General features: G+C 54.3%; 16 protein-coding genes. 15 read left to right on the top strand and 1 reads right to left on the bottom strand.

Going from position 1 to position 24,284, the window contains the following annotated elements; translation table 11 throughout:
• Positions 1-16 precede the first annotated feature (16 nt).
• The gene (locus ACID345_RS19730; RefSeq protein WP_187148869.1) at positions 17-1,483 is read right to left on the bottom strand and encodes a capsule assembly Wzi family protein; all 1,467 of its coding nucleotides are present in this window, start codon (positions 1,481-1,483) and stop codon (positions 17-19) included.
• 845 nt (positions 1,484-2,328) lie between these two features.
• Between ACID345_RS19730 and ACID345_RS25860 the strand changes: the two genes are divergently transcribed.
• The 15 genes from ACID345_RS25860 (at position 2,329) to ACID345_RS19655 (ending at position 24,277) form a co-directional block, all read left to right on the top strand.
• Positions 2,329-3,810, top strand: a complete 1,482-nt coding sequence (locus ACID345_RS25860; RefSeq protein ID WP_011524606.1) for a sugar transferase — start codon at positions 2,329-2,331, stop codon at positions 3,808-3,810.
• Positions 3,811-3,831: 21 nt separating this feature from the next.
• Positions 3,832-5,268, top strand: a complete 1,437-nt coding sequence (locus ACID345_RS19720; RefSeq protein WP_011524605.1) for a UDP-glucose dehydrogenase family protein — start codon at positions 3,832-3,834, stop codon at positions 5,266-5,268.
• A gap of 78 nt (positions 5,269-5,346) precedes the next feature.
• A complete protein-coding gene (locus tag ACID345_RS19715) occupies positions 5,347-6,291 on the top strand; it encodes a UDP-glucuronic acid decarboxylase family protein (RefSeq protein ID WP_011524604.1) in 945 nt (314 codons plus the stop codon).
• A gap of 201 nt (positions 6,292-6,492) precedes the next feature.
• Positions 6,493-8,817: a GumC family protein gene (locus tag ACID345_RS19710; RefSeq protein ID WP_011524603.1), complete on the top strand. Its 2,325-nt coding sequence runs from the start codon at positions 6,493-6,495 to the stop codon at positions 8,815-8,817.
• A gap of 2 nt (positions 8,818-8,819) precedes the next feature.
• Positions 8,820-9,854, top strand: coding sequence for a polysaccharide biosynthesis/export family protein (locus ACID345_RS19705; protein WP_011524602.1), 1,035 nt, complete (start codon positions 8,820-8,822; stop codon positions 9,852-9,854).
• A 320-nt stretch (positions 9,855-10,174) separates the two neighbouring features.
• Positions 10,175-11,065, top strand: a complete 891-nt coding sequence (locus ACID345_RS19700) for a glycosyltransferase family 9 protein (protein ID WP_187148868.1) — start codon at positions 10,175-10,177, stop codon at positions 11,063-11,065.
• 50 nt (positions 11,066-11,115) lie between these two features.
• Positions 11,116-12,270 (top strand): polysaccharide pyruvyl transferase family protein, encoded by a 1,155-nt coding sequence (locus ACID345_RS19695; protein ID WP_011524600.1) that lies wholly within the window; start codon positions 11,116-11,118, stop codon positions 12,268-12,270.
• Between the two features lie 445 nt (positions 12,271-12,715).
• Positions 12,716-13,681, top strand: a complete 966-nt coding sequence (locus ACID345_RS27060) for an O-antigen ligase family protein (protein WP_187148867.1) — start codon at positions 12,716-12,718, stop codon at positions 13,679-13,681.
• A 49-nt stretch (positions 13,682-13,730) separates the two neighbouring features.
• Entirely contained in the window at positions 13,731-14,393 is a 663-nt protein-coding gene (locus ACID345_RS19685; protein ID WP_011524598.1) for a hypothetical protein, read from the top strand.
• A gap of 9 nt (positions 14,394-14,402) precedes the next feature.
• On the top strand, positions 14,403-15,752 hold the full coding sequence (locus ACID345_RS19680) for a lipopolysaccharide biosynthesis protein (protein WP_011524597.1): 1,350 nt from the start codon (positions 14,403-14,405) through the stop codon (positions 15,750-15,752).
• A 21-nt stretch (positions 15,753-15,773) separates the two neighbouring features.
• The gene (locus ACID345_RS19675; RefSeq protein WP_011524596.1) at positions 15,774-17,189 is read left to right on the top strand and encodes a right-handed parallel beta-helix repeat-containing protein; all 1,416 of its coding nucleotides are present in this window, start codon (positions 15,774-15,776) and stop codon (positions 17,187-17,189) included.
• An 82-nt stretch (positions 17,190-17,271) separates the two neighbouring features.
• Positions 17,272-18,792, top strand: a complete 1,521-nt coding sequence (locus ACID345_RS19670) for a DUF362 domain-containing protein (protein WP_049761983.1) — start codon at positions 17,272-17,274, stop codon at positions 18,790-18,792.
• Entirely contained in the window at positions 18,789-20,216 is a 1,428-nt protein-coding gene (locus ACID345_RS19665; protein ID WP_011524594.1) for a phenylacetate--CoA ligase family protein, read from the top strand. Before ACID345_RS19670 ends, ACID345_RS19665 begins: the two co-directional genes overlap by 4 nt.
• Positions 20,217-20,232: 16 nt before the next feature.
• Positions 20,233-22,392: a bi-domain-containing oxidoreductase gene (locus tag ACID345_RS19660; RefSeq protein ID WP_011524593.1), complete on the top strand. Its 2,160-nt coding sequence runs from the start codon at positions 20,233-20,235 to the stop codon at positions 22,390-22,392.
• Entirely contained in the window at positions 22,385-24,277 is a 1,893-nt protein-coding gene (locus tag ACID345_RS19655; protein ID WP_148210185.1) for a heparinase II/III family protein, read from the top strand. Before ACID345_RS19660 ends, ACID345_RS19655 begins: the two co-directional genes overlap by 8 nt.
• Positions 24,278-24,284 lie beyond the last annotated feature (7 nt).

Below are 24,284 nucleotides of genomic sequence, written 5' to 3'. Positions count from 1 at the left end.
AGCTCAGATTGTTCGATCAGGGTTGGGGCATGCGTCGTTTAGCACCCGGTACAAAAGTAAAGCCGATCGTCGTCGCAAAATTATTCTGTTGCCCGTTGGCGAGCAATGGTATGCGGTATTGTTCGTACTGAAGGCCGCCGGAGAGGAAGATATCTCCGCGGAGATGAAAGCGGGTTTGAGCGGAGATGTCTTGCTGGTAGCCGCCACCAGGGATGAAGTCGGTGGCGAGCTGGTTGCGCCGATACGAGAGCTCAACTGTGTTATGGGGAGTCAGCCAATAGCGAGCGGTTGCCTGGCCACCAATGCCTTCGCGTCCGACCCAATCGCCAAGCAGCATGCTGTTGTTGAGATAGGCGTCGTGATAGACGCCGTTCCAATAGAAGAAATGGCCACCACGATTGTCGCCGCTCAACTGCGTGAAAGCCCCTTCTGCCCGGAAATCGAGCTTGGGAACCTTGGGAATCTGAGTGAGATAGAACCCTGGATGAAATGCCGCGCGGTGCGGCGACGCTAACGGAGATGGATCGTCGTCCACAAGAGAGTCGAAGTATACCGTCATGTAGTTGCGAATGCCGGGCACGCGGTAGCGAACGTCGAGTTCGCCGCGACGGTCTCCGGGATCATTCTGTGCGGTATTGGAGTTTGTTACCTGATCACCCACGCTGAAGTATGTCTTCGCTAATGCATGCCAGGAAAACGGGCGTCCGGTGCCGAGCCACACGGTGGTACGGGCGAATCCGATTTCAAGATTCTTGGTTGGCATAAGGCTGACTTTTTCGCCGTGAAACCAAGGCCCAGCGGGGTATTGGTGCCCTTCCATCTTCGCCATGAAGAAGTCCATGCGAACTTCTCCGAGATATTTGAATATCCAAGGGAAATGCAAAGGAATAGTACGGTCAACTCTCCCCATGAACATTGGTTCGGCGTTATTTGTAAGCGTGAGCGAGCTGTCCTCAGTGGTGCCCCACCAGATGCTCTCTTTGCCGGTGGAGAGATCCCATCCGTGCCAGGTGCCGCCAACGTAGGTATCCATGAATGTGCCGTGATCTACGTCATTGAGATCGGGCGAAATGAGAGCGGAGGTACGGTCGACGTTAGAAAGCGTAGATTGCGCGGCGGCAGAGTATCGCGTGCCTTCGGAGGAATGCTGGTACTCCCCGCTTAATACGGCGGTGAACGCGGAATAGTCAGCGGAGAAACCGGCGCCCGTCACGTTGTTGACACCGTTCCCGTATGGACGTCCGTAGTCGTTCACGATGGTTTGGCCGAGATGGAATCCGTCGCGAAGTGAGTCTCCCGAGATCCCAGTGATACGACTGTAGACTGATGTGATCTGCGCGTCGCCGACTGACTCACCTTCCACCACACCAAGTTCGTACTGAAACTCTTTCTCGAGTGCAGCGATCATTCGAAGCGACTCATCATCGTTCGCGAATTTGCCAGGCTGCCGGCGGCGCTGTTCGAGCAGATCCGCGATGGCCATCCTGGTCCACGGACGGATGCCCATGAATTGCGCTGGAATTCCACCCCTTGCGATTGCCCGTTCGAGCACGGGGTAGGCCCAATGATCGAGAGGAAGGTATGCAGATCCGAGGGAGCGCTTGGAAATGAGAGATTGAGCCGTCGCTGACATTGTAAAGACGAGCAAGATCGCGATGACAATCAGATGGGTCGTTATTCGGGAGTTGTAATCGAAGCGCATGGATCCTGTTACTCGCCTTGCTGCTGACTTTTAGACTCCGATGGACTGGCGCGGCCACTCAGCAAAGCAAGATTAACATTTCAAGGATGCGGCAATCGTGCGAGAGTCCGACGCGCCTGAACTCTAGTCAGTTGTCGGTTCTGCTGCAGGGTGCCTACATTTGGCTGGGCTCTTGCACGGAAGTGCCATGTGAAACGACTGGGATCCCCATTTTGAGTGGCTGGTTCTCATTCCTGATTTGAATCGCACCACGAGGATTCAGTGAAGGTGTGGAGTCGTCGTTCCTTCTTGATTCTCTGTGTTTGGTACCGGCGTGTTCTGACTGACCCAAATGGGCGGCTTGCTATGCAAAGATTCGCTAGGTTGTAACACGGTTTTGCGTTGTAAAAAAGGGCGAGGCGCGGTACTTTGAACACACAGTCGAGGACGGGCAAAGCTGCGTATCTGTACCCTCCCCGTGCCTCTTGGTGTTGGTTGCGGTCGGCTTCCCCTAACCTCAGCAGTGCTCGTGCGTGAACCCCTGGCGAGCGAGTTTGTGTTTTGAGTGCCCTTCGGCCTAGTAGACCTTACGGTCGAGGGTTCGTGGCTCGCACTCTGCCGACGTATCTCTCAGGAAGAGTTTAAGAATGGCGACATCGGCGACTCCAGGACGTTCTTCTCCGCAAACCAAACCTCCCATACCCCGGGACCTCAGTTCTCGGTTGGAAGCACCTCGGGCGAGGCACGGGAACGCGCTAAAAGTTGTAATCGAAGTCCTGGAGCGCCTTTTTGATGCGGTCGCTGTGTTCACCGGGACCGTTCTGGCATACAACGTTTACCGATTGGTTGGACTCGGTCGGAGGGTCGAGTATCCAGTCGGTTGGCTGACAACTGCTGCGATTGCGTTTTCGGTCGTGTTCATTTTGTTGCTGGAACACCTGGGTGAGTATCGTTCCGGGAGCCTTCTCGGTGTGCGTGAGACCGAACGAGTCCTGCGCGCTGCTTGGTACTCTGTTTTTCTCGTTTTCCCAATCGCTTTTTTTTCGGGGCGGTCTTACTCAAGACTTGTGGTTTTGTTCGTGGCGGCAGTCGTTCCGATCTGTGTCCTTATCGTCCGACAGTTTTCGTTCCGAGTGATTGAGCGGCTTTGTATCGCCGGAGATCTCTTGCGACCGGCGGCCATTTACGGGAGCGGCAGATCCGCGAGGAAGGTTTACTCGGCGCTGCTGCGCTCGCCGAAACTCGGGCTGAAGCCGGTGGCATTCCTCGATGAGAAGGAGACGGATCGGTCAAAGCATGTGTTCGAGGCCTCGTATCACCGAAAGAACAGTGCGCAAGTGATCGCGATGCCGATCACGATCGAGTTGCTCAAGGACTTGCAGATCAGCAGCCTCGTGCTTTGCGAATTACCGCCGGCTTCCAAACTTTCAGTCGTCGAAGAGTGCTGCCGACAGGCTGGCGTAGAGGTTTATCTGTCGCCAGGCCTGATGCATTCTGAAGATCAATCCATTGAATTCGTTGACATTGACGGAATGTTGTTCGCTCGCACTGCGGGAGTGAACCATGTATCGCTATATGATTTGTTCAAGCGTGTCTTCGATGTGCTGGCGGCCGGAGTTATCACGCTGGTGATATCGCCGATCCTCCTCGCGATTGCCCTCGCGGTTAAGTTTTCGTCTCGCGGCAAAATACTATTTGTGCAAGAGCGAGTCGGGCGCGGCGGTACGCAGTTCGCAATGTACAAGTTTAGGTCGATGCATGCCGATGCACCGAAATATGCGTTTTCGCCACGTGAGGTAGAAGATCCGCGCATCACGCTCATTGGGCGTTTCTTGCGGCGCACAAGCCTCGATGAATTGCCTCAACTATTTAATGTAATTCGGGGCGAGATGTCGCTGGTGGGGCCACGACCAGAAATGCCGTTCATCGTGGAGAGGTACACCCCGCAGCAGCGACGAAGATTAGATGTGAAGCCGGGAATCACAGGCTTGTGGCAACTCAGCGCCGATCGCGCTTACCTGATTCACGAGAACATCGAGTACGATCTTTACTACGTTAGGAACCGAAACTTTTTCCTGGACCTCGCGGTTCTAGTCCATACGGCAGTTTTTGCAGCCCGGGGAGTCTGATCAAGGGTGTCGGAGCAAAGAATGAAGATCGCAGTGATTGGTTCGGGGTACGTTGGGCTTGTCTCGGCCGCGTGCTTTGCGGAAATCGGCCATGAGGTAATCTCCGTCGATAACGATCACGCCAAAGTTAATGCGCTGCGCAATGGAGAGGTGCCAATCCATGAGCAGTTCCTGCCGGAATTGCTTGCGAAGCACCGGGGTAAGGGCTTGAAATTTTCGACTTCGGTTGGAGATGCGACTGCATGGGCAGACGCCGTCTTCATCACGGTCGGTACGCCCCAATCGGCCACTGGAGAAGCGGATCTTTCCTACGTCGAGGCGGTAGCGCACGAGATCGCAACTGCGATTCATGGCTCGAAGCTGGTAGTGGAGAAGAGTACAGTTCCGGTCAGAACCTGCGAAGCAATCCGAAAGGTTTTGCAATTGTGCGGGGCGCCAGCGGATCTCTTCTCGGTTGCGTCTAATCCAGAATTCTTGCGCGAGGGATCTGCTGTCCTCGACTTCCTTCACCCCGACCGGATCGTAATCGGCGTTGATACCGAGTTCAGCCGTGGGTTGATGGAGCAAATTTATTGGCCGCTGACGAGCGGCGAATATTACAAGCGCTCGGACGCTCTTGGGGCCGGCCCTCGTTTTTCGGAGTGTGCCCCGCTGATCGTGACGAGCCCGAAGAGCGCCGAACTGATCAAGCACGCATCGAATGCTTTCCTGGCTATGAAGATTTCGTTCATCAATGCGGTCGCAAATATTGCAGAATCGGTTGGCGCTGACATTGACGAAATTCGAGCGGGCATAGGAGCCGATTCACGCATTGGCAATCGTTTCCTGAACGCCGGCGTTGGATATGGCGGATCGTGTTTTCCGAAGGATGTGCAGGCTTTTCATGCGGTCGCCCAGGAGTGCGGATATCGGTTTGGCTTGCTCAATGAAGTGATTGAGATAAATGCCGAGCAGCGTCGCCGCTTCATCTTGAAGGTTCGCTCAGCGGTATGGACGCTGCGCGGCAAGACTCTTGCGGTCTTGGGCGCAGCTTTTAAGGGCGGCACTGACGACATTCGTGAGTCGCCTGCGATCGCGATTGTTGATGAGCTGCTCGCTCAGGGGTCGTCGGTGCGGTTGTTCGATCCAGCGGCGCTGCCGAAAGCCAAAGCGGTGCTTGGTGACAGTGTTCAGTATGCGAGTGATGCCTACGATGCAGCGACGGGCACGGATGCGTTGCTCATTCTGACGGAGTGGCCGGAGTTCGCTCAACTCGATTTAGAACGTCTACGCAAAGCGATGAAATTCCCAATCATCGTGGACGGCAGAAACCTGTATCGGCCGTCGTTTATGGCCAAGGCGGGCTTCGCGTACCACAGCATTGGACGGCCCGAACTTGCAGCTGAGAAATCGGCTCAAGGCGTGCGACGTGACGATTGGATCTACGTTAACAAGTCGGGAGCAGCATCTGCTGATTAGTTGCTGCCACAGAGTTATGAAATCAGGACTTGCTCCGAACGAATTGTGCAGCGTGGGATCGAGTCAACAGGTGAGTCAATGCGAATTGTGGTGACGGGAGCAGCTGGATTTCTCGGCTCGCACCTTTGCGATGCTTTATTGGCCGAGGGCCATGACGTCGTTGGAGTCGACAATTTTGTGACTGGTAGCGCCGGGAACCTGGAGCACATGGCGCGAGATTCCAGGTTCGGATTTGTCGAGCATGATATCTGTGAGCCGTTTGACGTCGGCGCATTTGATTTTTTGTTTCAATTTGCATCGCCGGCAAGCCCGATTGACTACATCGAGCACGGCGTGGAGACACTGAAGGTTGGGTCAGTAGGAAATTTCAATTGCCTCGAATACGCGCGACGGTACAACGCCGGCTTCCTACTCGCCTCGACCTCGGAGTGTTACGGCGACCCGCTGGAGCATCCGCAGCGCGAGACGTATTGGGGGAACGTAAATCCGATCGGCCCCCGATCCGTCTACGACGAAGCGAAGAGATTTGCGGAAGCGTCAACGATGGCATTCTTCCGGTATCACGGTGTGAATACTCGGATCGTGAGAATTTTTAACACGTATGGCCCTCGACTCCAGGTGAATGATGGTCGTGTCATATCGAACCTGATGAAACAGGCCCTTTTAGGCGAGGATATGACCATCTATGGCGATGGCAAGCAAACGCGGAGTTTTTGTTACGTAGCCGACGAAGTGGAGGGCATCTTACGCCTCTCAAGAACTGAAGAGCACTTTCCGACGAACATCGGAAATCCCAAAGAATTCACAATTCTAGAATGTGCCGAGTTGGTCAAGGAAGTGACCGGATCATCCTCGTCAATTCGCTTCGAACCGATGCCGCAGGATGACCCAAAACAGCGCAAGCCAGATATTTCGAAGGCGAAGTCGCTGCTGGGATGGGAGCCTAGGGTTAGCCTCGAGGAGGGATTGCGAATGTCTTTGCCGTATTTCAGCGATTGTCTCGCCGCGCTTCGCGCGGGGTGACATAAACCGTTGTTTTGCAGGGGATTAGGACGTGGGGTTAGGTGGAATTAGCGGAGAGCGTGGGTAAAAGTGCGCTACACTGACTGAAACCGCTAAATCGAATCGTTGGTACCCCCGGTAATGAGCCGCCCCTTTAGCGGCAGTCCTCGAATTGACCGGACTTAACGTGGATCGCACAACCAACGGAAGGTTTTGAAGCGCATGGACTCCTTGTTTAGAAAATCGGAATTGCCTCCTCTCGGGGTTTCCGAACAATCCACGACAAACGCCGGACTCGAAGACGAAGATCTGTCTCTAAGGCAGGTCATCAGGATTTTACGGAAACGCAAGAACCTGATTCTCGGGGCCGCCGGTGCCTGTCTTGCTTGTGCGCTTTTGTTGTCATTTGTGATGCGGTCCTACTACAACAGTTCCGCGACGATTGAGATTCAGAAGGACCAGGATGCCTCCCTAGGAAGTGCCCTCGATACCCTGGCGAGTACGGTGGGCGGCGGAAGCGGCGACACGAAGACGGAGGTTCAAACGCAAGTCGCGATTTTGCAGAGCGATGACCTTGCGATTGAGACGATCGAGAGAACCGGCTTTGAGAAACACATCGGGTCGTATTGGCACCTGTTTCCCAGTGGGCGCGTGACTTCGGAACAAGGGCTGCCGTTACGCAATGCCCCGCGTCAACGTGAAGCAATGTTGAAGAAATTCGGAAAGGCACTCACGGTTACGCCGATTCCGGATACGCGTTTGATCCAAATCGCGTTCGAAGACCCCGACCCAAATTTTGCTGCGCAGGTACTCAACACCCTTATTGGCCAATACACACAGGACGTGCTTACTCGGCGAAATGCATCCACAACGCAAGCATCGGAGTGGATGAGCGCACAGATCAAGGACTTGAACCAGCAGGTAGAAGCGGCGCAGCAAAAACTGATCAATTACGAGAAAGAGAGCGGATTGATCGCGATTACCGCCACTGATCCGAAGAATCCCGCCGCTGCACCGGTACTGCATATACCTGCTTTGGACCGATTGACTGCACTGAATCAAGATCTGGTGACAGCTGAGGCATCGCGTGTCACGCGAGAAGCGCTGTACCGTCTTGCGAGATCGGGAGACTTGGATCGCCTCACGAGTCTGGGCGCGGAGTCGCTCACTTCTCCGACGGATCAGGCGCAGGCGGCGATGTTTACGAACCTCCAGGCCCTGCGTCAACGCCAATCGCAATTGAAGCAACAGATGGCGTCAGCAGTACAGATCTACGGAGCCAGAAATCCACATTTGGTGGACGTCGACAAACAACTATCGGATGTCGACTCCCAAATTAAGGGCGAGCTTAAGCTGATTGTCGATCGTACAGAGCTAGATCTCGAACTCGCGAGGCAGTCGGAAGACGCATTGCGGCAAGCCTATGAGAAGCAGGAGCAGGAAGCGAACAAGATCAACGACTCCCAGATTCGACTCGCGGTGTTGCAGCAGGAGGCCGACTCGACGCGACAGCTCTATGAGACCCTCTACGGACGCTTGGAGGTTTCGAAGCTGGATGAAGGTATCAAGAGCACGAATGTCGCAGTCATTAGCGCCGGACTACCTCCCGCTAAACCCTCTCATCCGGATCCGCTCGTCAACGGAATCGTCGGTTTAGGGGGCGGGCTCTTCGTTGGATTGATTTTGGCGTTTGTGGTCGAAACGTTGGATGACTCCGTTGCCACCACGACTGACGCCGAGGAATTGACTGGGATCGCCGTCCTCGGTGTGATCCCGATTGTGAATGAGAATCCGCGGGTTCTGCGCGCAGCAGGACGCGCGAAGGCCAACGGAAGCAATGGGAGTAAGCCGGGGCGGCCGACCGCGATGGTCTACGAGCAAGCGATGGCCACCGAGGCATTTCGCTCGCTGCGCACGACGCTGTTGTTGTCGCAAGCGGGATCGGCGCCCAAGTCGCTACTCTTAACAAGCTCATTGCCTGGAGAAGGGAAATCCACCACGACGTATGGATTGGGCAGATGCTTTGGCAGCCTAGGAACACGCGTCCTACTAATCGACGCCGACTTGCGCAGACCGACCCTCCATAAGCACGCGATGAAGGAGAACGACCGCGGCCTAAGTAATCTGTTGACGTCGGTCGCAGAACCGAGTGATTTCATTCAGAAGGACTCGAGCGCGCCAAACCTCGACATTCTTTGTGCGGGGCCAATTCCGCCGAATCCCGCAGAATTGCTGGCTTCGAACGTGTTCTCGGACCTCCTCAAGCGAGTGGTACTTGAATACGACCTCGTGCTGATTGATAGCCCGCCGGCAATGCTGGTTTCCGATGCGGCGATCATCTCGTCTCGAGTGGATGGCGTGGTGCTGGTCGCACGCGCCGGAATAATCACTCGCGCAGCGCTGGGCAAAGCAGTCGAGGTCTTGCGCCGAAACAAGGCGCCTCTGCGCGGATTGGTGCTAAATGCCGTCAATACCAAGGGCACCGACTACTACTATTCCCATGGTTACTATGGGTATGACTCGTACGGCTCGAACGGGAATGCTTAAACATGCTTAGGAAGATTTTTTTAGTCTCCCGCAATCTGCTTTTGATCGCCAGCAGCGTGCCTGCCACGATGTATGGGCAAGCCTCGAATCAGCAGCAGCTCCAGCAACAGTTGTTACAACTTCAAATGCGCAGTGCTGGATCACCGATGGGATCTGCGCAAGGCGGACCGGGGAATACCATGCGCTCGGGTGCTGTGGTTGCGCCAGAGGACGTTTCCAAATTGAAGTTGGCGCCGGGCAGCATGATCGAGGTCCACGTATTCGAGGAACCTGATCTTGATGGGACCTATCGGCTCGATACCACGGGCCAGGTGAAACTTCCTCTCGCCGGCGACGTGCTCGTGAAGGAAATGACGTTGCGTGAAGCGGAAGTCGCGATCCGGACCAGGCTAGTTTCCGAAGAAATTTTGAAGGACCCGCATGTGGTTGTGAACGTCGCGGAGTACAGCACGCAAAATATCGTCGTGCTCGGCGAGGTTGGTGCGCCCGGACGGTACCCAGTGATCGGTTCCCGTACGCTGCTCGACGTTTTGGCGATGGCTGGTGGCCAAACCGCAATGGCAGGTAACGAGATTCTCGTCCACCGGGACGGTACTCCCGCGGACAAAATTGAGAAGATCCACTTTTCGCGACGGAATGATGATCCGACCGCGCTTGCATCTACGATCAATCCAGGCGATACGCTCGTTATTCGCAAGGCCGGAATCGTTTATGTCCTGGGCTCGGTCAATCGTCCCGGCGGATATGTGATGCAGGAAGCAGGCGACTTGACCGTCAATCAAGCGATCGCGTTGGCATTAGGAACTGCACCGGGCGCCGACACGGGAAAAGTTCGCGTGGTTCGTAAGAACGCTGATGGGAGCATGTCGGAGATTCGGGCTCAGTATGACGAAGCCAACAAGGGCCAGGTATTTCCATTCGAGTTGCAGCCAGAGGACGTTGTCTACGTTCCGGCAAACTGGCTGAAGACGACGTTCTTGAACACCCGGCAATTCATGGGTCAAGTTGCCTCGGCAACGATCTACGCGGTGCAGTAGTGCCTACGAGCGATGAAAGTGGGGAACGGCTCGCTCTGCCGGCGAGGCCATCGAATGGGCGCGTTCGCGTTGGTGCGCGGAAGCATGTTGCTGTGTGGCTCCTTAGCTCGGTCTGTTGGGTCTTACGGCTCTTTCAGATGCTCTTCAATGAAGCGGACCCTACCCGAAGCAAGCACGTAGTCTTAGTTGAGCCATACGGTATGGGCGATGTCATTTCGCTTGAGCCGCTCGTGTCGCTTATGACCCAAGCGGGCGTGAAGGTTACAGTCCTTTGTCAACAGAGATGGCATGCCCTCCTCCCAGATGCTTCTTGCATCTCGATGGAGAAGACTTGGCAGCAACTCGGCTTTATAGGATTTGTGAAGGTTGTCCTTCATCACGCGAAGTGTTCCCGCGCGAGCCTGAAAGGTGCGGTGGGGGTTGACCCTCGCGGCGATGTACGTTCCATTCTCTGGCTTCGCGCCGTCGGATGCACCGAGGTGTACTCATTCGATCGGTTCCTTGGCTCGACTTCGCGTGTTCCACCGGGTATCGCGAGTCTTGTACCCGAGTGCTCAACGACCAAAATGCGCTGGCAAAACAACCTTGCGTTTTTGGAGCCACTAAGGATTGCGAACCAACCGATGCGGGCCCCGAATTTGAGTCACTTATCTCAAAATTCTGCCCTGGTTAATGGACGAATCGGTATCGTTGCCGTCGCCCCGTGGCCAGGAAAGTTCTGGCTGACGCAAGGCTGGGTTACCGTTGTCGAATATCTTAAGGCGCGCAGCCTAGTTCCCGTGTTGATTTGTGGCCCTGGACAAGAGTCTCAGTCCGCCGAAGCCACTGGTTTCTCCGTTAAGGAGATTTTGTCGGCAAAGGATGTTTTCGATCTCGCGCGAATAATTTCTAGTTGCGAGGCCCTCATTACGCTCGATTCCGGCCCGATGCACCTAGCAAGCGCGCTCAAGAAACCCTTGGTAGCGCTATTTGGTCCCGCACATTTGCCGCTCTGGGCTCCGTTCTCTCCTAACTGCGAGATCGTTGTTTCTCCGCTCACATCGAACGGCCCGATACATTTGGTGGATTCAAATATTGAACTTGGTAAGAAAATTATGCGAGAGATTGAAAGCAAGTCTGTCATTGTTGCGTTCGAGAAGGTTTCCGCGGGCAGTGCAAAAAAGTTCGCCTTCGGAAGTTCTTTGAACTTGCCCGCTTTTCTTCAAAAATAGCTCGAATCCGGCCCCGAAGCAAAAGCGGGAGCCTCGTCTTTGGAGGCATTTTGAATATCACGCTTGTCTCAACGCTCAACTTTAATCCGGGCGATGAGTTCATTCGCTTAGGTATGGAACACGTACTTCGTCAAAAATTTCCGGACGCAAGGTTGCGCCCAATTCACAAACACGATCCAAGGACGCTGTTTTCTGGGTTCTCCCAAAAACGGAGCACGCCGCACCGGCTGCTCTCCCCTATGCTTTACCGTTTGTACGCCGGCGGCCCAGGCCGTAAGCAAGAGAACTATCTCGAGAGTGCTGATATCGTGGTATTTGCTGGTACACCGTTCATCTGGCGCAATTCACCCGTTCTGTTTCGATCCACCTGCGCCAATGCCGAGTGGGTCTCGCCGATCTGGGAACGATTATTTGACGAGTTGCGACAAGTACCTGTATTGAATCTCGCGGCGGGCACAAGCGTTTCGAATCAGGAGCAAATTGACGCGATCACGAATGATTCTACGGTGAGCGGATTCCTTAAGCGCGCATTGTCACGAGCTCAAGTTACGACAGTGCGCGACCAGATTAGCCGCGATATCCTCGGTCATCTTGGGTTCCCCGTCAAGACTATCCCATGTTCTTCTATTCTCTCAGCAAAAGGAGCCTTCCTCGAGCCTCAGGAACCAGAGTATGTTGCGATCAATCTGATGCGCTCCGCTTCGCACAGTGGTCGCGGCCATCGCGGCCGTCCCGACGAGTGGCGGAAGTCGATCGAAAGGGTTGTCCCTGAAATCGAGAAAAGACACCGCATCCTATTTGTCTCCCATTCCGTGGATGAAGATCAGACCGCGGCAGAATGGTTTCCTCAGCATCCAAGGATCGTAAGCAAAGACCCGATCGTCTTGCTTAAGGCTTATTCGAAGGCACTCTATGGACTATGCAATCGAGTGCATGGTGCAGCGGCGGTAGCAACATTCGGCCGCCCGGCGATAGTTGTCGGAGGTGACAGTCGCATCAACCTGATCGAGCAGTTTGGACTGCCAGCCTACGATCACCGGCAGATCGACGGTCCTAAGTTGATCGAGCGTGTTGAACACATTGAGCGCAATTACGACGACTACGTTCGGCGTCTCGCCGCGAAAATCGATGACACTCAGAAGGCGTATCTGGCGGCGCTGGAACAAGTTTTGGTTCAAGAGCGACAAATGGCGATCGGACAATAGACACAGGGCGAGAATGTACCTTACACAGACAAGGCTGCAGAACGTCTGGCTGAAAGCGCTAATGGCTTGCTTGGTAGGTTATGCCCTACTAGGCAAGGGTTTCGCATACCTTTTCATAGGGGAATGCGTTCTCGTTGCTGGGTTCGCGATATTCTTACTTTCTCGCAGAGCGACGTTAGTGGCGAGCGATAGTGTGCTTTTACTCTGGGGACTCTTCGCCTTTTGGGGGGCCTGCCGAACTATCCCATTTCTATCGACGTACCACTTCGATGCGATCCGAGACGCAGTCCTTTGGGGGTACGGTCTTACCGCGCTGTTCATTGTGGCGTCCGTCAATAGCGCGGAGCAAATTGCGAGTGGGCTTAACGCCTACCGCAAGTTCCTTCGCTGGTACATGCCATTATTGCCAATTATCCTCCTGCTATCCGGTCCTTTGAGGCCGCTGATGCCCGTTGTTCCGTGGAGTCGAGACGCTGCCATCGTTATGTTGAAGCCCGGTGATGCAAGTGTCCATCTCGCGGCAGCTGCACTTTTCTGGTTGATCCTTGAGAGGCAGAGCTCCGCGCGGAAGAGAAGAGGTTTCTCGGCCATGCAAGGCGTTGCTATAGCCGGATGGTTTGGCGCTACGATGTTTGTACTAGTCAGAACTCGTGCTGGGGTTCTTGCCATCATCATTCCGATGGCCCTGGTTTCACTTCTGAAATTGCGAAGAGTAGCCTGGAAGGTTGGCGTATTTGCCGTTGCAGGAACTTTCCTGCTGGCAATGATCTTGGAATCGAATCTGATCCAGATCAATATACACGGCCGTAAATTCAGTTCGGAGCAGATTACAAACAACCTGTATAGCATAGCGGGCCAAGGAGATGAGAAGACCGATCTTGAGAATACAAAGGTGTGGAGACTTATCTGGTGGAGGCACATAGTTCAATACACTGTTTTCGGCCCTTATTTCTGGACTGGAAAAGGCTTCGGAATCAATCTGGTGTTGCAAGATGGCCCGCCCCATGTAACGGAGGACGATAAGACAACGCGTAGCCCTCACAATGGAAGTATGACAGTGCTAGCGCGCATGGGAGTTCCTGGTCTCGTGATGTGGGCCTCGCTGAATCTCGTGTTTCTCTTCCGAATGCTCCGGGCCTACCGCCGCGCTGCCCGATCGGGAGCCCAGTTCTGGGCTTCGGTGAATCTATGGGTTCTATGTTATTGGATTGCTGCTTTTATCAACTTGAGTTTCGATGTTTACATCGAAGGGCCAGTGGGTGGAATTTTGTTTTGGTCGATTATCGGCTTCGGCGTGTCCTGCCTGCGCGTACAGAGCTATGAAGCGCGTCAGATTGCGCACGGCCGAGTGAGAAATTTTCATACCAGGTCAGCAGAGCAGTTGGCGGTCAGGGAATTATCGCCATCCTGAAGGATGGTTGGCGCGCTCCAAGCGGCAGGACTTGAAGAACGGAGATTAGATGGGAATGATGCTTACCAGTGTTGGGTGGCGAATTCGAGGGGCAGCCCGATTTTTGTTGAAACGTAAGCCTGATGGAGTGGGAGTGTTAGCCAGCCCAACCAGCCATCCGGTGATTCAACGGGTTGTGGCATTGTCGCGGGGCTCTGGCCTGCGCATCAACGTCGGTTGCGGGCTGGACTATCACGAGGGTTTTTTGAATATCGATGGCTCGAACGCGATTCCCAAAGTCGACAAGGTTCTGAGAGTGCCGAATGAACCACTGGACGAAGCGCTGGGTGCCGGAGTCGCGGAATTCATTCTTGCGCAGGATGTCGTTGAGCACGTTCATCACTGGGAGGCGGTGGCGATGCTTGGGCAAATTGCGCGCACACTGAGGGCGGGTGGAGGAGCGCAGATCCGAGTGCCCGATTGCGAATACATTATTACATCCGATGCTTACTCACTCGAAGAAAAGTTAGACATTCTGTACGGTGGACAAGATATGTCACGGGCACATGGCGATATGAGCGAGTCCCGCGCAAAGCATCCAGAGTTCTTCTGTCATCGATGGGGATGGACGATGAGAAGGATGCGCGATCACCTGTTGGAAGCTGGATTCGCAGAATGTGCATTCCGCCGCGAAGATTCAAACTTCGTAGCTTATGCATTAAAAGCATCTTAGGGCGACAGTTTGAAAGAGTCATCCATCATTCGACTAAAGTCGAGAGTTCTGCGTGGCCGCGGCGTCTATTCGCTTGCCGATCAGGTCTTAGTGAGCGGGTCGAACTTCGCGGCCAGTGTGGTTCTGGTGCGCGGGCTAGGCTTGACTGAATTCGGAAAGTTCAGTGTGGCGTTTGTCATTCTTCTCTACGCCAATGCGCTGGAGATGAGTCTTATCAATTCGCCGATGTTGACACTGGCTCCCGCGATGGAAGAAGGCGAGAAGCGTCGTTTCGTGGAAGGGATGATGGCGCTCCAGGTTTCTACCAGCGCGCTGTTGTTCGTAGTGTTCGGTCTCGGCGCCGGAATAATCCACTTCTTGACCGGCTACCTCTCGGTTGCCAGCGCGGTTGCGCTGGCGGGAGCTGCGGGTACATTCCAATTCCAGGACTGGGTGCGACGCTACTACTTCTTGGCGAATAAGAGCAAACTCGCGATTGCCAGCGACTTCATTAGCTACTTCATCCAGTTCGTTATCTTCGTTCTGCTTTGGAAAACCGGTCGGCTCACGCTGTTCTCCACGTTTGTCACAATGTTCGCGACGTCCCTGGCTGGCGGCTTGATGGCGCCTTTTACCGACGGCCTGAGACCGGCGTTTGATCGATTGGGAGAGGTCTGGAACCGATCGCGGCATTTGGCGCGCGATCTGTTTGTTGCAAACCAGATGCGGTGGGCAGGCCTGCAAGGCGTGTTCCTGGTCGGGACCTACATTGTCGGCGCAGCAGCGGCGGGAGGGCTCCGTGCGACGCAGAACTTCGCAGGTCCAGTCAACGTCGCTCTGAGTTCGCTGGAGAACTTCGTCCCGATCCGCATTACCGAGGAGCTTAAACATCACGGAGTTCTACGCGCTCACCGCTACATGCGAATCGCGATCATCGGGGGAACACTGTTTTTTAGTGCACTCTTTCTCCCGATTGTCGTCTTCGGACGACCGATCCTTCGGTTTACATATGGTGCGGCTCTAGTCGAATTTTACTGGCCTATGGTATTGCAACTGGCTTGCCTTGTAATTCAGATATCCGCAAATATGTGGTATCAGCTCTTCCGCGGAATGCAAGACTCCCGCGCGATCCTGCGCGGAAATGCAGCTTTTGCATTGGTCAGCCTTCTGACCATTTACTCATTCGGAAAGCTCTGGGGCGTCACGGGAATCGTACTGTCGTCTTTGGCGGGCCAAAGTAGCATTGTCGTTTATTACGTATTTCATTGGACGCGTCATCGTCAGCAGATCATCGCTCGATATCCATCGCCCACCCCTACCGCGGAGGTGTTCGATGTACAAGGTAGCTTGTCCGAGGTTGTCTCCGTGGATGGGGCGTAGCGTTTCTTGTTGGAGGTTAGTTTGGCGAAGAATGTTTTGATATTCCTGCAAGTGACCGTACTCGGATTCGCATCCGCGGCTTTCGCCGCGAATGCCTCAAGTGTCGTTCGCCTGAAACCTGATCAGGATTTCGCGTCCATCATCAAGAATGCCCCGGCTGGCTCGCAGTTTGAGTTCGCGGCGGGTGACTATCGCATGGCTTCGATCACCCCGAAAACTGGCGATTCGTTTCGTGGAAACGGGCAGGCTGTTCTGAATGGGGCGAAGCTGGTCACGTTTAGGCAGGACGGGAAACTTTGGAGCATCAGTGAGCAGTTGGGTCGCTCGAGAAACGGATCCTGCGAGCCGTCGCGCCCAGCATGCCTGATCTTGAACGATCTCTTTATTGACGACAAACTGCAGACCCTGGTGCTTGATAGATCTCAACTAACGGTTGGAACCTGGTACTACGACCAGGCGTCTTTGAAAGCGTACATCAGTGTGGATCCGACCGGCCATAAAGTAGAGTTAGGATCCGCGCCGCTTGCTTTTGCGGGATCGGCGACCGATGTGACGATTGACGGCTTTACTGTCGAAAAATATGCTAATTCGCCACAGACTGGGGCGGTCGGTGGGTATAACGGCAGCGCACACTCGTGGATAATTCGTCACGTTGAGACGCGTTGGAATCACGGTGTAGGCATTGCAGTGGGCAGTAACAGCATAATTCAGTCAAGTAATTCTCATCATAATGGCCAACTCGGAATGGCTGCACACGGCGAGAATATCCAGATTTTGGATAATACGATCTCGAACAACAACTATGCGGGTTTCAAAATCGTTTGGGAGGCGGGTGGAACCAAATTCTCTGGCTCTGACCACCTTTTGGTTCGTGGGAATGTTGTTGAAGCGAACTACGGTAACGGGCTTTGGACCGACATCGATAACATCCACGTAGTCTACGAAAAAAACAGAGTTCTCAACAATACGGGCGCCGGAATTGTGCATGAAATTAGCTATGATGCTGTGATCCGCAACAATTTCGTGTCCGGCAATCGAGTCGGAATCATCATCATTCTTTCTTCGAATGTACAAGCTTATGGCAACGTCGTTGAGGTGCCTCCGAACGGTACGGACGCCATACGAGTTGCGAATGGCAACCGCGGCGAAGGGAAATTTGGTCCATATGTCGCCCACGATATTCGGGTGTATGACAACATCATTACGTTCCTGGGATCGAGTGGGCGCAGCGGACTTAGTGGGCCATTGGATACGGCGAGAAACGTCGTTTTCGAAAATAACCAATATCACCTGCTCGGTGGTGGAAACGCTCACTGGATATGGGGATCTCCCAATCCAGTGCCATTGAGTGAAGTGCAACGTGTCGGCTCGGACAAAGGGGCAAAGGTCTCACGAGAACCTGCGAAGATGATCGATCCAACGCGATCCCCAGAGTAGGCGGTCATAGGCCAAGTTCTTATTTTAACGACACTTTCGTCGACAATGGATGCCAAGCTTTCCTTGGAGTTATAGCAATTCAATGAATCGTTACGGACAACATAATGCCGAGCCCAAAGTTGCGATTCATCGCAGCTCCGGTCAGGTGCGGTACCCAAAGCTGCCGCCGTTTCACCCGAGCGATCAATATCCAGAACTTGCAGTCGGCCTTCCGATCGGAACGGAACAGAACTCCGTATACGATGCTGTGCGAGAGTCCTTTCGGCTGCTTGGTCTTGATTCCGCAAACTTCGGCATGGCAGCGTGGAATCCTCTGTCTTCTCTCATTCAGCCGGGCGACCATGTGTTTCTGAAACCAAACATGATCGCACATAAGCATCAGCTCACCGATGAATGGGAACATGTCATTACTCACGGCTCGGTAATCCGTGCCGTAGTTGACTATGCGTATCTTGCGCTACAAGGTAAGGGCCAGATAACGCTTGGCGACGCTCCACAAACGGATTCGAAGTTTGAGCTGATCATCGAACGAATGGGATTAAAAGCGATTCAGGAGCTCTACGCTAAGACCCAGAATTTCGAGATCGCGATGGTCGATCTCCGTAAGGAACACTGGATCGAAAGAGATGGAATTTATGTCGAGACGGTACCCCTTGATGGAGACCCAGCCGGGAGCATTCAGGTAAGTCTCAACAACGATAGTTTATTTTCCGAGCTTGATGGCAAAGGCAAGACCTACTATGGGGCGCACTATAACGTTCCGGAGACGAACAGCCATCACTGTGACGGAAAGCACGAATATCTCATTTCGCGTAGTCCAGTTTCAGCTGATGTATTCATTAGCATTCCGAAGCTTAAGACCCACAAGAAGTGTGGAATAACGCTAAATCTCAAAGGCTTGGTCGGGATCAACGCCGATAAGAATTGGTTACCTCATTATGTTTTAGGTTCACCTGGTGCGGGAGGCGATCAGTTCGATAGAGACTCATCAAAACAAAAGCTCGAGAACTCACTCGTGCTCAAGGCGAAGAGCTTCCTGGTGAAGGGGAACCCTGTGGTGCGCTACATTTCACGAAAGACGAAACGGGCGGCATACCGCATCTTTGGGAACAATGAGAACGTTGTGAGGTCCGGCAATTGGCACGGTAACGATACGGTTTGGAGAATGTCGCTTGATCTAAACCGGATCCTACTGTATGCCAATCCTGACGGCTCGATGAGGAGTACCGATAGTCCGAAGCGATATTTCTCAGTTGTGGATGGATTCATTGCGATGGAGGGAAACGGCCCGGTTGCCGGTACGGCGAAGGAGTGTGGGGTCGTCATTGCCGGTGGAGATCCGGTCGCCGTCGACGATGTTTGTACCCAACTGATGGGCTTCGATTTTGAGAAGTTGCTTCTTATTAGGAGGGCGTTCGAATCTCATCGCTATCCGTTAACCATCGCCTCGCACCACTCGATCCGTACCTGCAGCAATCTCGCGGATTGGACTGGCAAACTTGTTGAGTGGCCTCACCAATCGCTTTACGAGTTTCGGCCGCATTTTGGATGGCTTGGCAAGGTCGAGTTAGAACGTGATGCAGTCGCCGGGATGCCGACATGAATTACGGCTCAAAGCTGCAGCGCAGTCTGTATTTCAGCATGCCGTTCTCGGTGAAGAATATTTGTGCGAGTCTTTACGGGAAGAACCAGCGGCGATTGCGTTACGGGCGTTTTTATAACGAGGCGCTGGCATTGCTGGTTGATTCGCAATGGTGGGATAGTTCCCGGTTGCTCGACCATCAAAGCGAGGAGATTCAGAAGTTCATGAGCGAATCGGTTCTCCGGACAGCTTTTTACCGCGAACATTCCGCTTATGCACAGATGCGGAGCACCCGAACAGTTAAGGATGCGCCCATTCTGACGAAACAAACTGTACGAAGCCTTCAAGACCAGCTCTGTAGGGAAGAATTGAACCAGTTGGCGGTTCGCTGGGCTCACACAAGCGGCACGACAGGAAAGTCTCTGCACTTCCCAATTTCGCAATATTGCTTTCAGCGTGAATATGCATTTCGCGAGCTGCACTATATGTGGGCCAATGTCAGCCTTCTTTCAGGCGAGCCGATCGCCGCGTGCCAAGGGCATCCTGTTGCCCACTATGACCGAAAGACGCCGCCTTTCTGGGTAGAGGACTCAGCAAACCAGTTGCTGATTCTCTCCTCGTACCACATGTCGCCGAAGAATTTCTCGGCCTATGCAAAAGCGCTCGACGCATGGCAGCCGGTCATGATTAATGGCTATCCATCGTCGGTCTATTTGTTGGCGCTGGCCTATCAGCGCTATGGCCAAGGACGGGTTCGGCCACGGGGTATCTTCACAACCTCTGAGACGTTGTTCGACTATCAGCGCGAAGCCATTGAGGCGGCTTTTGGATGTCGTGTCTTCGACTGGTACGGCAACTCCGAAATGTGCGGCAATATTGTGCAATGCGAACTAGGCGAACGCCATTTGAAAATGGAGCACAGCCTCATCGAGATTGTAGATGAGCACAACGATCCTATTTCTCCTGGCGAGACGGGGCGTCTGCTCTGCACAGGATTCGGCAATCATGCTTTTCCGCTGGTTCGCTATGACATTGGTGACCGGGTCGTACTTTCCAAGAACCAAGTTTCTCGATGCGGCCGGAGCGGGGTTTTAATTCATGAGATCGCAGGTCGTAGCGAAGACTACATAGTTGCCGCTGATGGGCGCTACGTTGGACGTCTCGATCATTTGTTCAAAGACAGTCAGAACGTAGTCGAAGCTCAAGTCGTTCAAACCGCGGCAGGAAAGGTCGTGTTACGCGTGGTACGCACTCCTGAATACGGCGCGCCCGACGAGCGAGCGATTCGCGAGGAAGCTGCGCTTCGATTGGGGTCAGACACCTCGGTCGAGTTTGAGTATTGCGAGAGTATTCCGCGCGGTGCGAACGGAAAGTTTCCGTTCGTGCTCACACAAGGTCGCCAAGGCGGAAACGCTGCTACGCTTTCGCGCGTCGGCATCGGATAGAAACGACTGAGAGGCTATGAAACAAGTTATCCAATATCAGAAAACCGGTGACATTACCGTCGAAGAGCTGCCGGTGCCACAGCTCAAGAGCGGCGGCATTCTCGTCCGCAATTTCTTTTCGTTGATCAGCGCGGGCACCGAACGAAGTTCGGTGACGACGGCGCAGGCTTCATTGATCGGCAAGGCCCAAGCACGCCCAGACCTCGTGCGCCAGGTTATGGACAACGTGAAGCGCGAAGGCCTGATGGCAACGATCGAGAAGGTGCAGAACCGTCTCGACAACTACAAAGAGCTCGGATATAGCTGCGCGGGAATCGTTGTGGAGAGCGCCGTTGACGAGTTCAAGGTTGGCGATCGGGTCGCTTGCGGCGGAGTTGGATACGCTTCTCATTCGGAGATTGTTTATGTTCCGAAAAATCTCGCGACGCTTGTTCCTGAGAGCGTCGCCATGGATGATGCGGCCTACACCACCGTGATCGCGATTGCGATGCAGGGTGTTCGCCAAGCCGATGTGCGCGTCGGCGAAAAAGTTGTGGTGATGGGCCTCGGGCTGATTGGCTTGATCACCGTGCAGATCCTGAAGGCGAGTGGTTGCGCCGTCATCGGTCTCGATATCAGCGATCGGAACTTTGAGTTGGCGAAGAAGTTTGGTTGCTCCGAGTGCGCGGTTAGCGATATGCACTCCGTCGGCAAGGTCGAAGCGTTTACGCGCGGTCGCGGCAGCGATGCGGTGATCGTCACGGCGGCAACGAAATCGAGCGAGCCTGTCGAACTGGCAATGCAGTACGCGAGGAAACGTTCGAAAGTGGTAGTAGTGGGCGCAGTGGGAATGGATATCCCGCGCAGCCCTTTTTACGAGAAGGAAGTCGATTTCCGGATCTCTTGTTCGTACGGGCCGGGTCGCTACGATTCCGAATACGAAGAGCGTGGGCACGATTACCCAATCGGATATGTTCGCTGGACCGAAAAGCGGAACATGGAATCGGCGCTGGATTTGATCGCCGAACGGCGCCTCGACGTGCGTTCGTTGACCACCCATACCATCCCCGTGGACAAGGCGCTCGAGGCATACGACATCATTACGGGAAAAACGCAGACGCCGTATCTAGGAATTCTGCTGAGTTATCCCGATGCAACTTACGAGAGAACGGCGGCGAATCGGCGCATCGATCTTTCGCCCACAAAGGCTGTGCCCGAGTCGTCAGCGGCCATCGCATTTATCGGCGCCGGGAACTTTGCGCAATCCTACCTGCTTCCGCCATTGAAGAAAATTGGCGCTCAGTTCGAGCTGGTTGCCACTTCGAAACCTGTAAACGCGAGTTCGGTGGCGAAGAAATTCGGGTTCCGTTCGTTTACCACCGACCCTGGAGAGGTATTCCAGGATCCTGCGGTAAAGCTCGTATTTATTAGCACCCGACACGATACTCATGGCCGTTACGTTCTGGAGGCACTCCAGGCGGGGAAACGTGTCTTCGTCGAGAAACCGCTCGCGATCAGCAGCAAGGAACTGGAAGAAATCGGCGCCACGTATCGGGCAGCAGCCGAGAGCGGCAACTCTCCTTTCTTGATGGTTGGCTATAACCGCCGGTTCTCTGACCCCTTAAAGACGATGAAGAAGTTTTTCCAAGGCGCTGGCGAACCTCTCACCATGCATTACCGAGTGAATGCCGGCTACTTGCCGCTTAACAGTTGGTACCAGGATTCCGCGCAAGGCGGACGAACCGTCGGCGAGATGTGCCACTTCGTCGACACCATGCAATTCCTCGCAGGCGCGCAACCGGTGAGCGTCTACGCAAGTGCCCCTGCAGATAAAGCGGGCCGCTACAACCACGACAACGCGGTTGTGCAGATTACGTTCGATGACGGATCGGTCGGATCCATTCTCTACCTTGCCAGCGGTGGACCCTCCATGCCGAAGGAGTACATCGAAGCTTTTGCGGGAGGCCGGTCAGCGGTAATGGATAGCTTCAAGTCGCTCGTAATGTATAGCGGCCGCAAAGATGAGAAGAAGTCGTACTCCGGAGATAAAGGACACACGGCTGAGATGCAGGCAGTAATGGACGGCCTAAAGAATGGGCAATCTCCCATTCCGTTTGGGTCGCTGGAGGCAACGTCAAAGGTAACCTTTGCGGCGTTGGAATCCATTCGCACTCGGAGTCGCGTCGACATTGAATAAGTTGACTTGGTATTTCGCACGTATGCGCCAGATGGGGCCGGCGGAGGTGCTTTATCGCACTCGCCAGGCCGCCAACGTACCCATTGATTATTTGGGTAAAGGCCAACGCGCGCAATTTCAGGCTCCCCACGGGGAATGGTGGTCGCCGAGGAAATACCCTGTCACGTTCAACCGGGCCGGCGCCTCGTTCGAAAAGATACGAATCTTCGATCTCGAGTTCCCTGCGGATTTCGAGTTCGACTGGCATCGTGATTACCGCAACTCCAAGTCGGTAGAGCGCAAATTCTCGCGCAGCCTGGATATCCGCGATCCCGAAGTAGTTGGCGACATTAAGTACATTTGGGAGATCAACCGTCACCAGCATCTGAGTGCGCTCGCATACTCGTCCCGTCCGGACGCGTCGGACATCGTTGCGCGCTCGCTATCGGACTGGCTCGATAGCAATCCGTATATGGAGGGTGTGAACTGGACGAGCAGCCTGGAATTCGGTTTACGGCTCATCTCCTGGGCTGCCATTTTTCCGACAATGCGAGAACACTTCGCACGCAATAAAGCACTCCGCGAGAAGTTGGCGACTTCAGCCTACTTGCATATGAAGGCGATTCGGCGGCATTTGAGCCGTTACTCTTCCGCGAACAACCACCTGATTGGGGAACTCGCTGGATTGTATGTGGGTGCGACCTGCTTCCCCTGGTGGAATGAATGTGACACCTGGCGAGACTTCGCTCGGAGAGAACTGGAACGTGAGATTCTCGCGCAGTTCACTCCGGAAGGTGTAAATCGCGAGCAAGCGATGTCGTACCAGTTCTTCACGCTCGAAATGTTGCTCTTTGCCGGATTGGTCGCACGTAACTCTGGCGACGCCTTTGAAGGGGCGTACTACGAGCGCCTCCGCAAGGGTTTAGATTATGTTCTTCTCGTCGCGACGAAGAGTGGCGACCTGCCATGGTTTGGTGACTCGGATGATGCCCGCGGATTCTTGTTTTCTCCGAATGAATCAGAATTGCAAGCAGTCATGAGTTTGGGGGCTGGGCTTTTCGATGATGAACGATACCTGTCCTTTGCGCCCCGCGGGACGGTTGCAAGCAAGGCATTGCTCGGCCCAGCAACAGAACCGATCGTCCGCCGCGCGAGTACGCCGCAAGTCGGAACTGCGGAACTCCTGCGTGAAGGCGGTATCGCCGTAATACAGGCCGATGACTGGAAAGTCGTAATGGACGTGGGTCCGCTGGGATTCACAACCATCGCGGCGCACGGTCATGCAGATGCCCTTTCGTTATTGCTGGCAGTGAAAGACCGGTACGTTCTTGTCGACCCCGGTACCTATGCGTACCATTCCCATCCGGAGTGGCGTGCGTATTTTCGAGGCACTGCAGCGCACAACACCGCGCGAGTCGATGGCCAAGATCAATCTGTCATGCGCGGAAGATTCCTGTGGGACCAGAAGGCGAACGTGAAGGTAAAGCACTTCGCCGAAGAGGCCACCGAGATCTGCATTGCAGCGGAACACGATGGTTACACCCGGCTCTCTGATCCGGTGGTACATCGTCGCGCAGTAACGGTGAAGAAGCAGGAACGGATGATCGAAGTTGAAGACGCCTTCGAATGTAAGGGCGATCACTCCATCGAACTATATTGGCACCTCGTTGAATCGCTGACGCCGGAGGCGTTGCCGGGCGGCAGTATTCGCGCCGAGGGCGATGGGGTGAAATTGGACTTCACTTTCGAAGGACAGCAAGGCGACATTGCGATCATCCACGGTTCGGAATCGCCTATTCTGGGATGGCGATCGACGGAATTTAACGTAAAACATCCGACTTCCACGGTGCGCCGCTCGCTGCGTATTCGCGGAACGCAATCCATTAAGACACGAATTCAGTTTTGAGGCGTAG

The sequence above is a fragment of the Candidatus Koribacter versatilis Ellin345 genome (assembly GCF_000014005.1).
GTDB lineage: Bacteria > Acidobacteriota > Terriglobia > Terriglobales > Acidobacteriaceae > Korobacter > Korobacter versatilis_A.
The sequence above is the reverse complement of the archived record's forward strand: the minus strand, read 5'-3'. Positions and strand labels throughout refer to the sequence as shown.

Coding starts and splice junctions, on each gene's coding strand:
- ACID345_RS19730 (WP_187148869.1), bottom strand. CDS start 1,483: ATGGCCATCGCGGATCTGCTCGAACAGCGCCGCCGGCAGCCTGGCAAA.
- ACID345_RS25860 (WP_011524606.1), top strand. CDS start 2,329: ATGGCGACATCGGCGACTCCAGGACGTTCTTCTCCGCAAACCAAACCT.
- ACID345_RS19720 (WP_011524605.1), top strand. CDS start 3,832: ATGAAGATCGCAGTGATTGGTTCGGGGTACGTTGGGCTTGTCTCGGCC.
- ACID345_RS19715 (WP_011524604.1), top strand. CDS start 5,347: ATGCGAATTGTGGTGACGGGAGCAGCTGGATTTCTCGGCTCGCACCTT.
- ACID345_RS19710 (WP_011524603.1), top strand. CDS start 6,493: ATGGACTCCTTGTTTAGAAAATCGGAATTGCCTCCTCTCGGGGTTTCC.
- ACID345_RS19705 (WP_011524602.1), top strand. CDS start 8,820: ATGCTTAGGAAGATTTTTTTAGTCTCCCGCAATCTGCTTTTGATCGCC.
- ACID345_RS19700 (WP_187148868.1), top strand. CDS start 10,175: ATGGAGAAGACTTGGCAGCAACTCGGCTTTATAGGATTTGTGAAGGTT.
- ACID345_RS27060 (WP_187148867.1), top strand. CDS start 12,716: ATGCCCGTTGTTCCGTGGAGTCGAGACGCTGCCATCGTTATGTTGAAG.
- ACID345_RS19685 (WP_011524598.1), top strand. CDS start 13,731: ATGGGAATGATGCTTACCAGTGTTGGGTGGCGAATTCGAGGGGCAGCC.
- ACID345_RS19670 (WP_049761983.1), top strand. CDS start 17,272: ATGAATCGTTACGGACAACATAATGCCGAGCCCAAAGTTGCGATTCAT.
- ACID345_RS19665 (WP_011524594.1), top strand. CDS start 18,789: ATGAATTACGGCTCAAAGCTGCAGCGCAGTCTGTATTTCAGCATGCCG.
- ACID345_RS19660 (WP_011524593.1), top strand. CDS start 20,233: ATGAAACAAGTTATCCAATATCAGAAAACCGGTGACATTACCGTCGAA.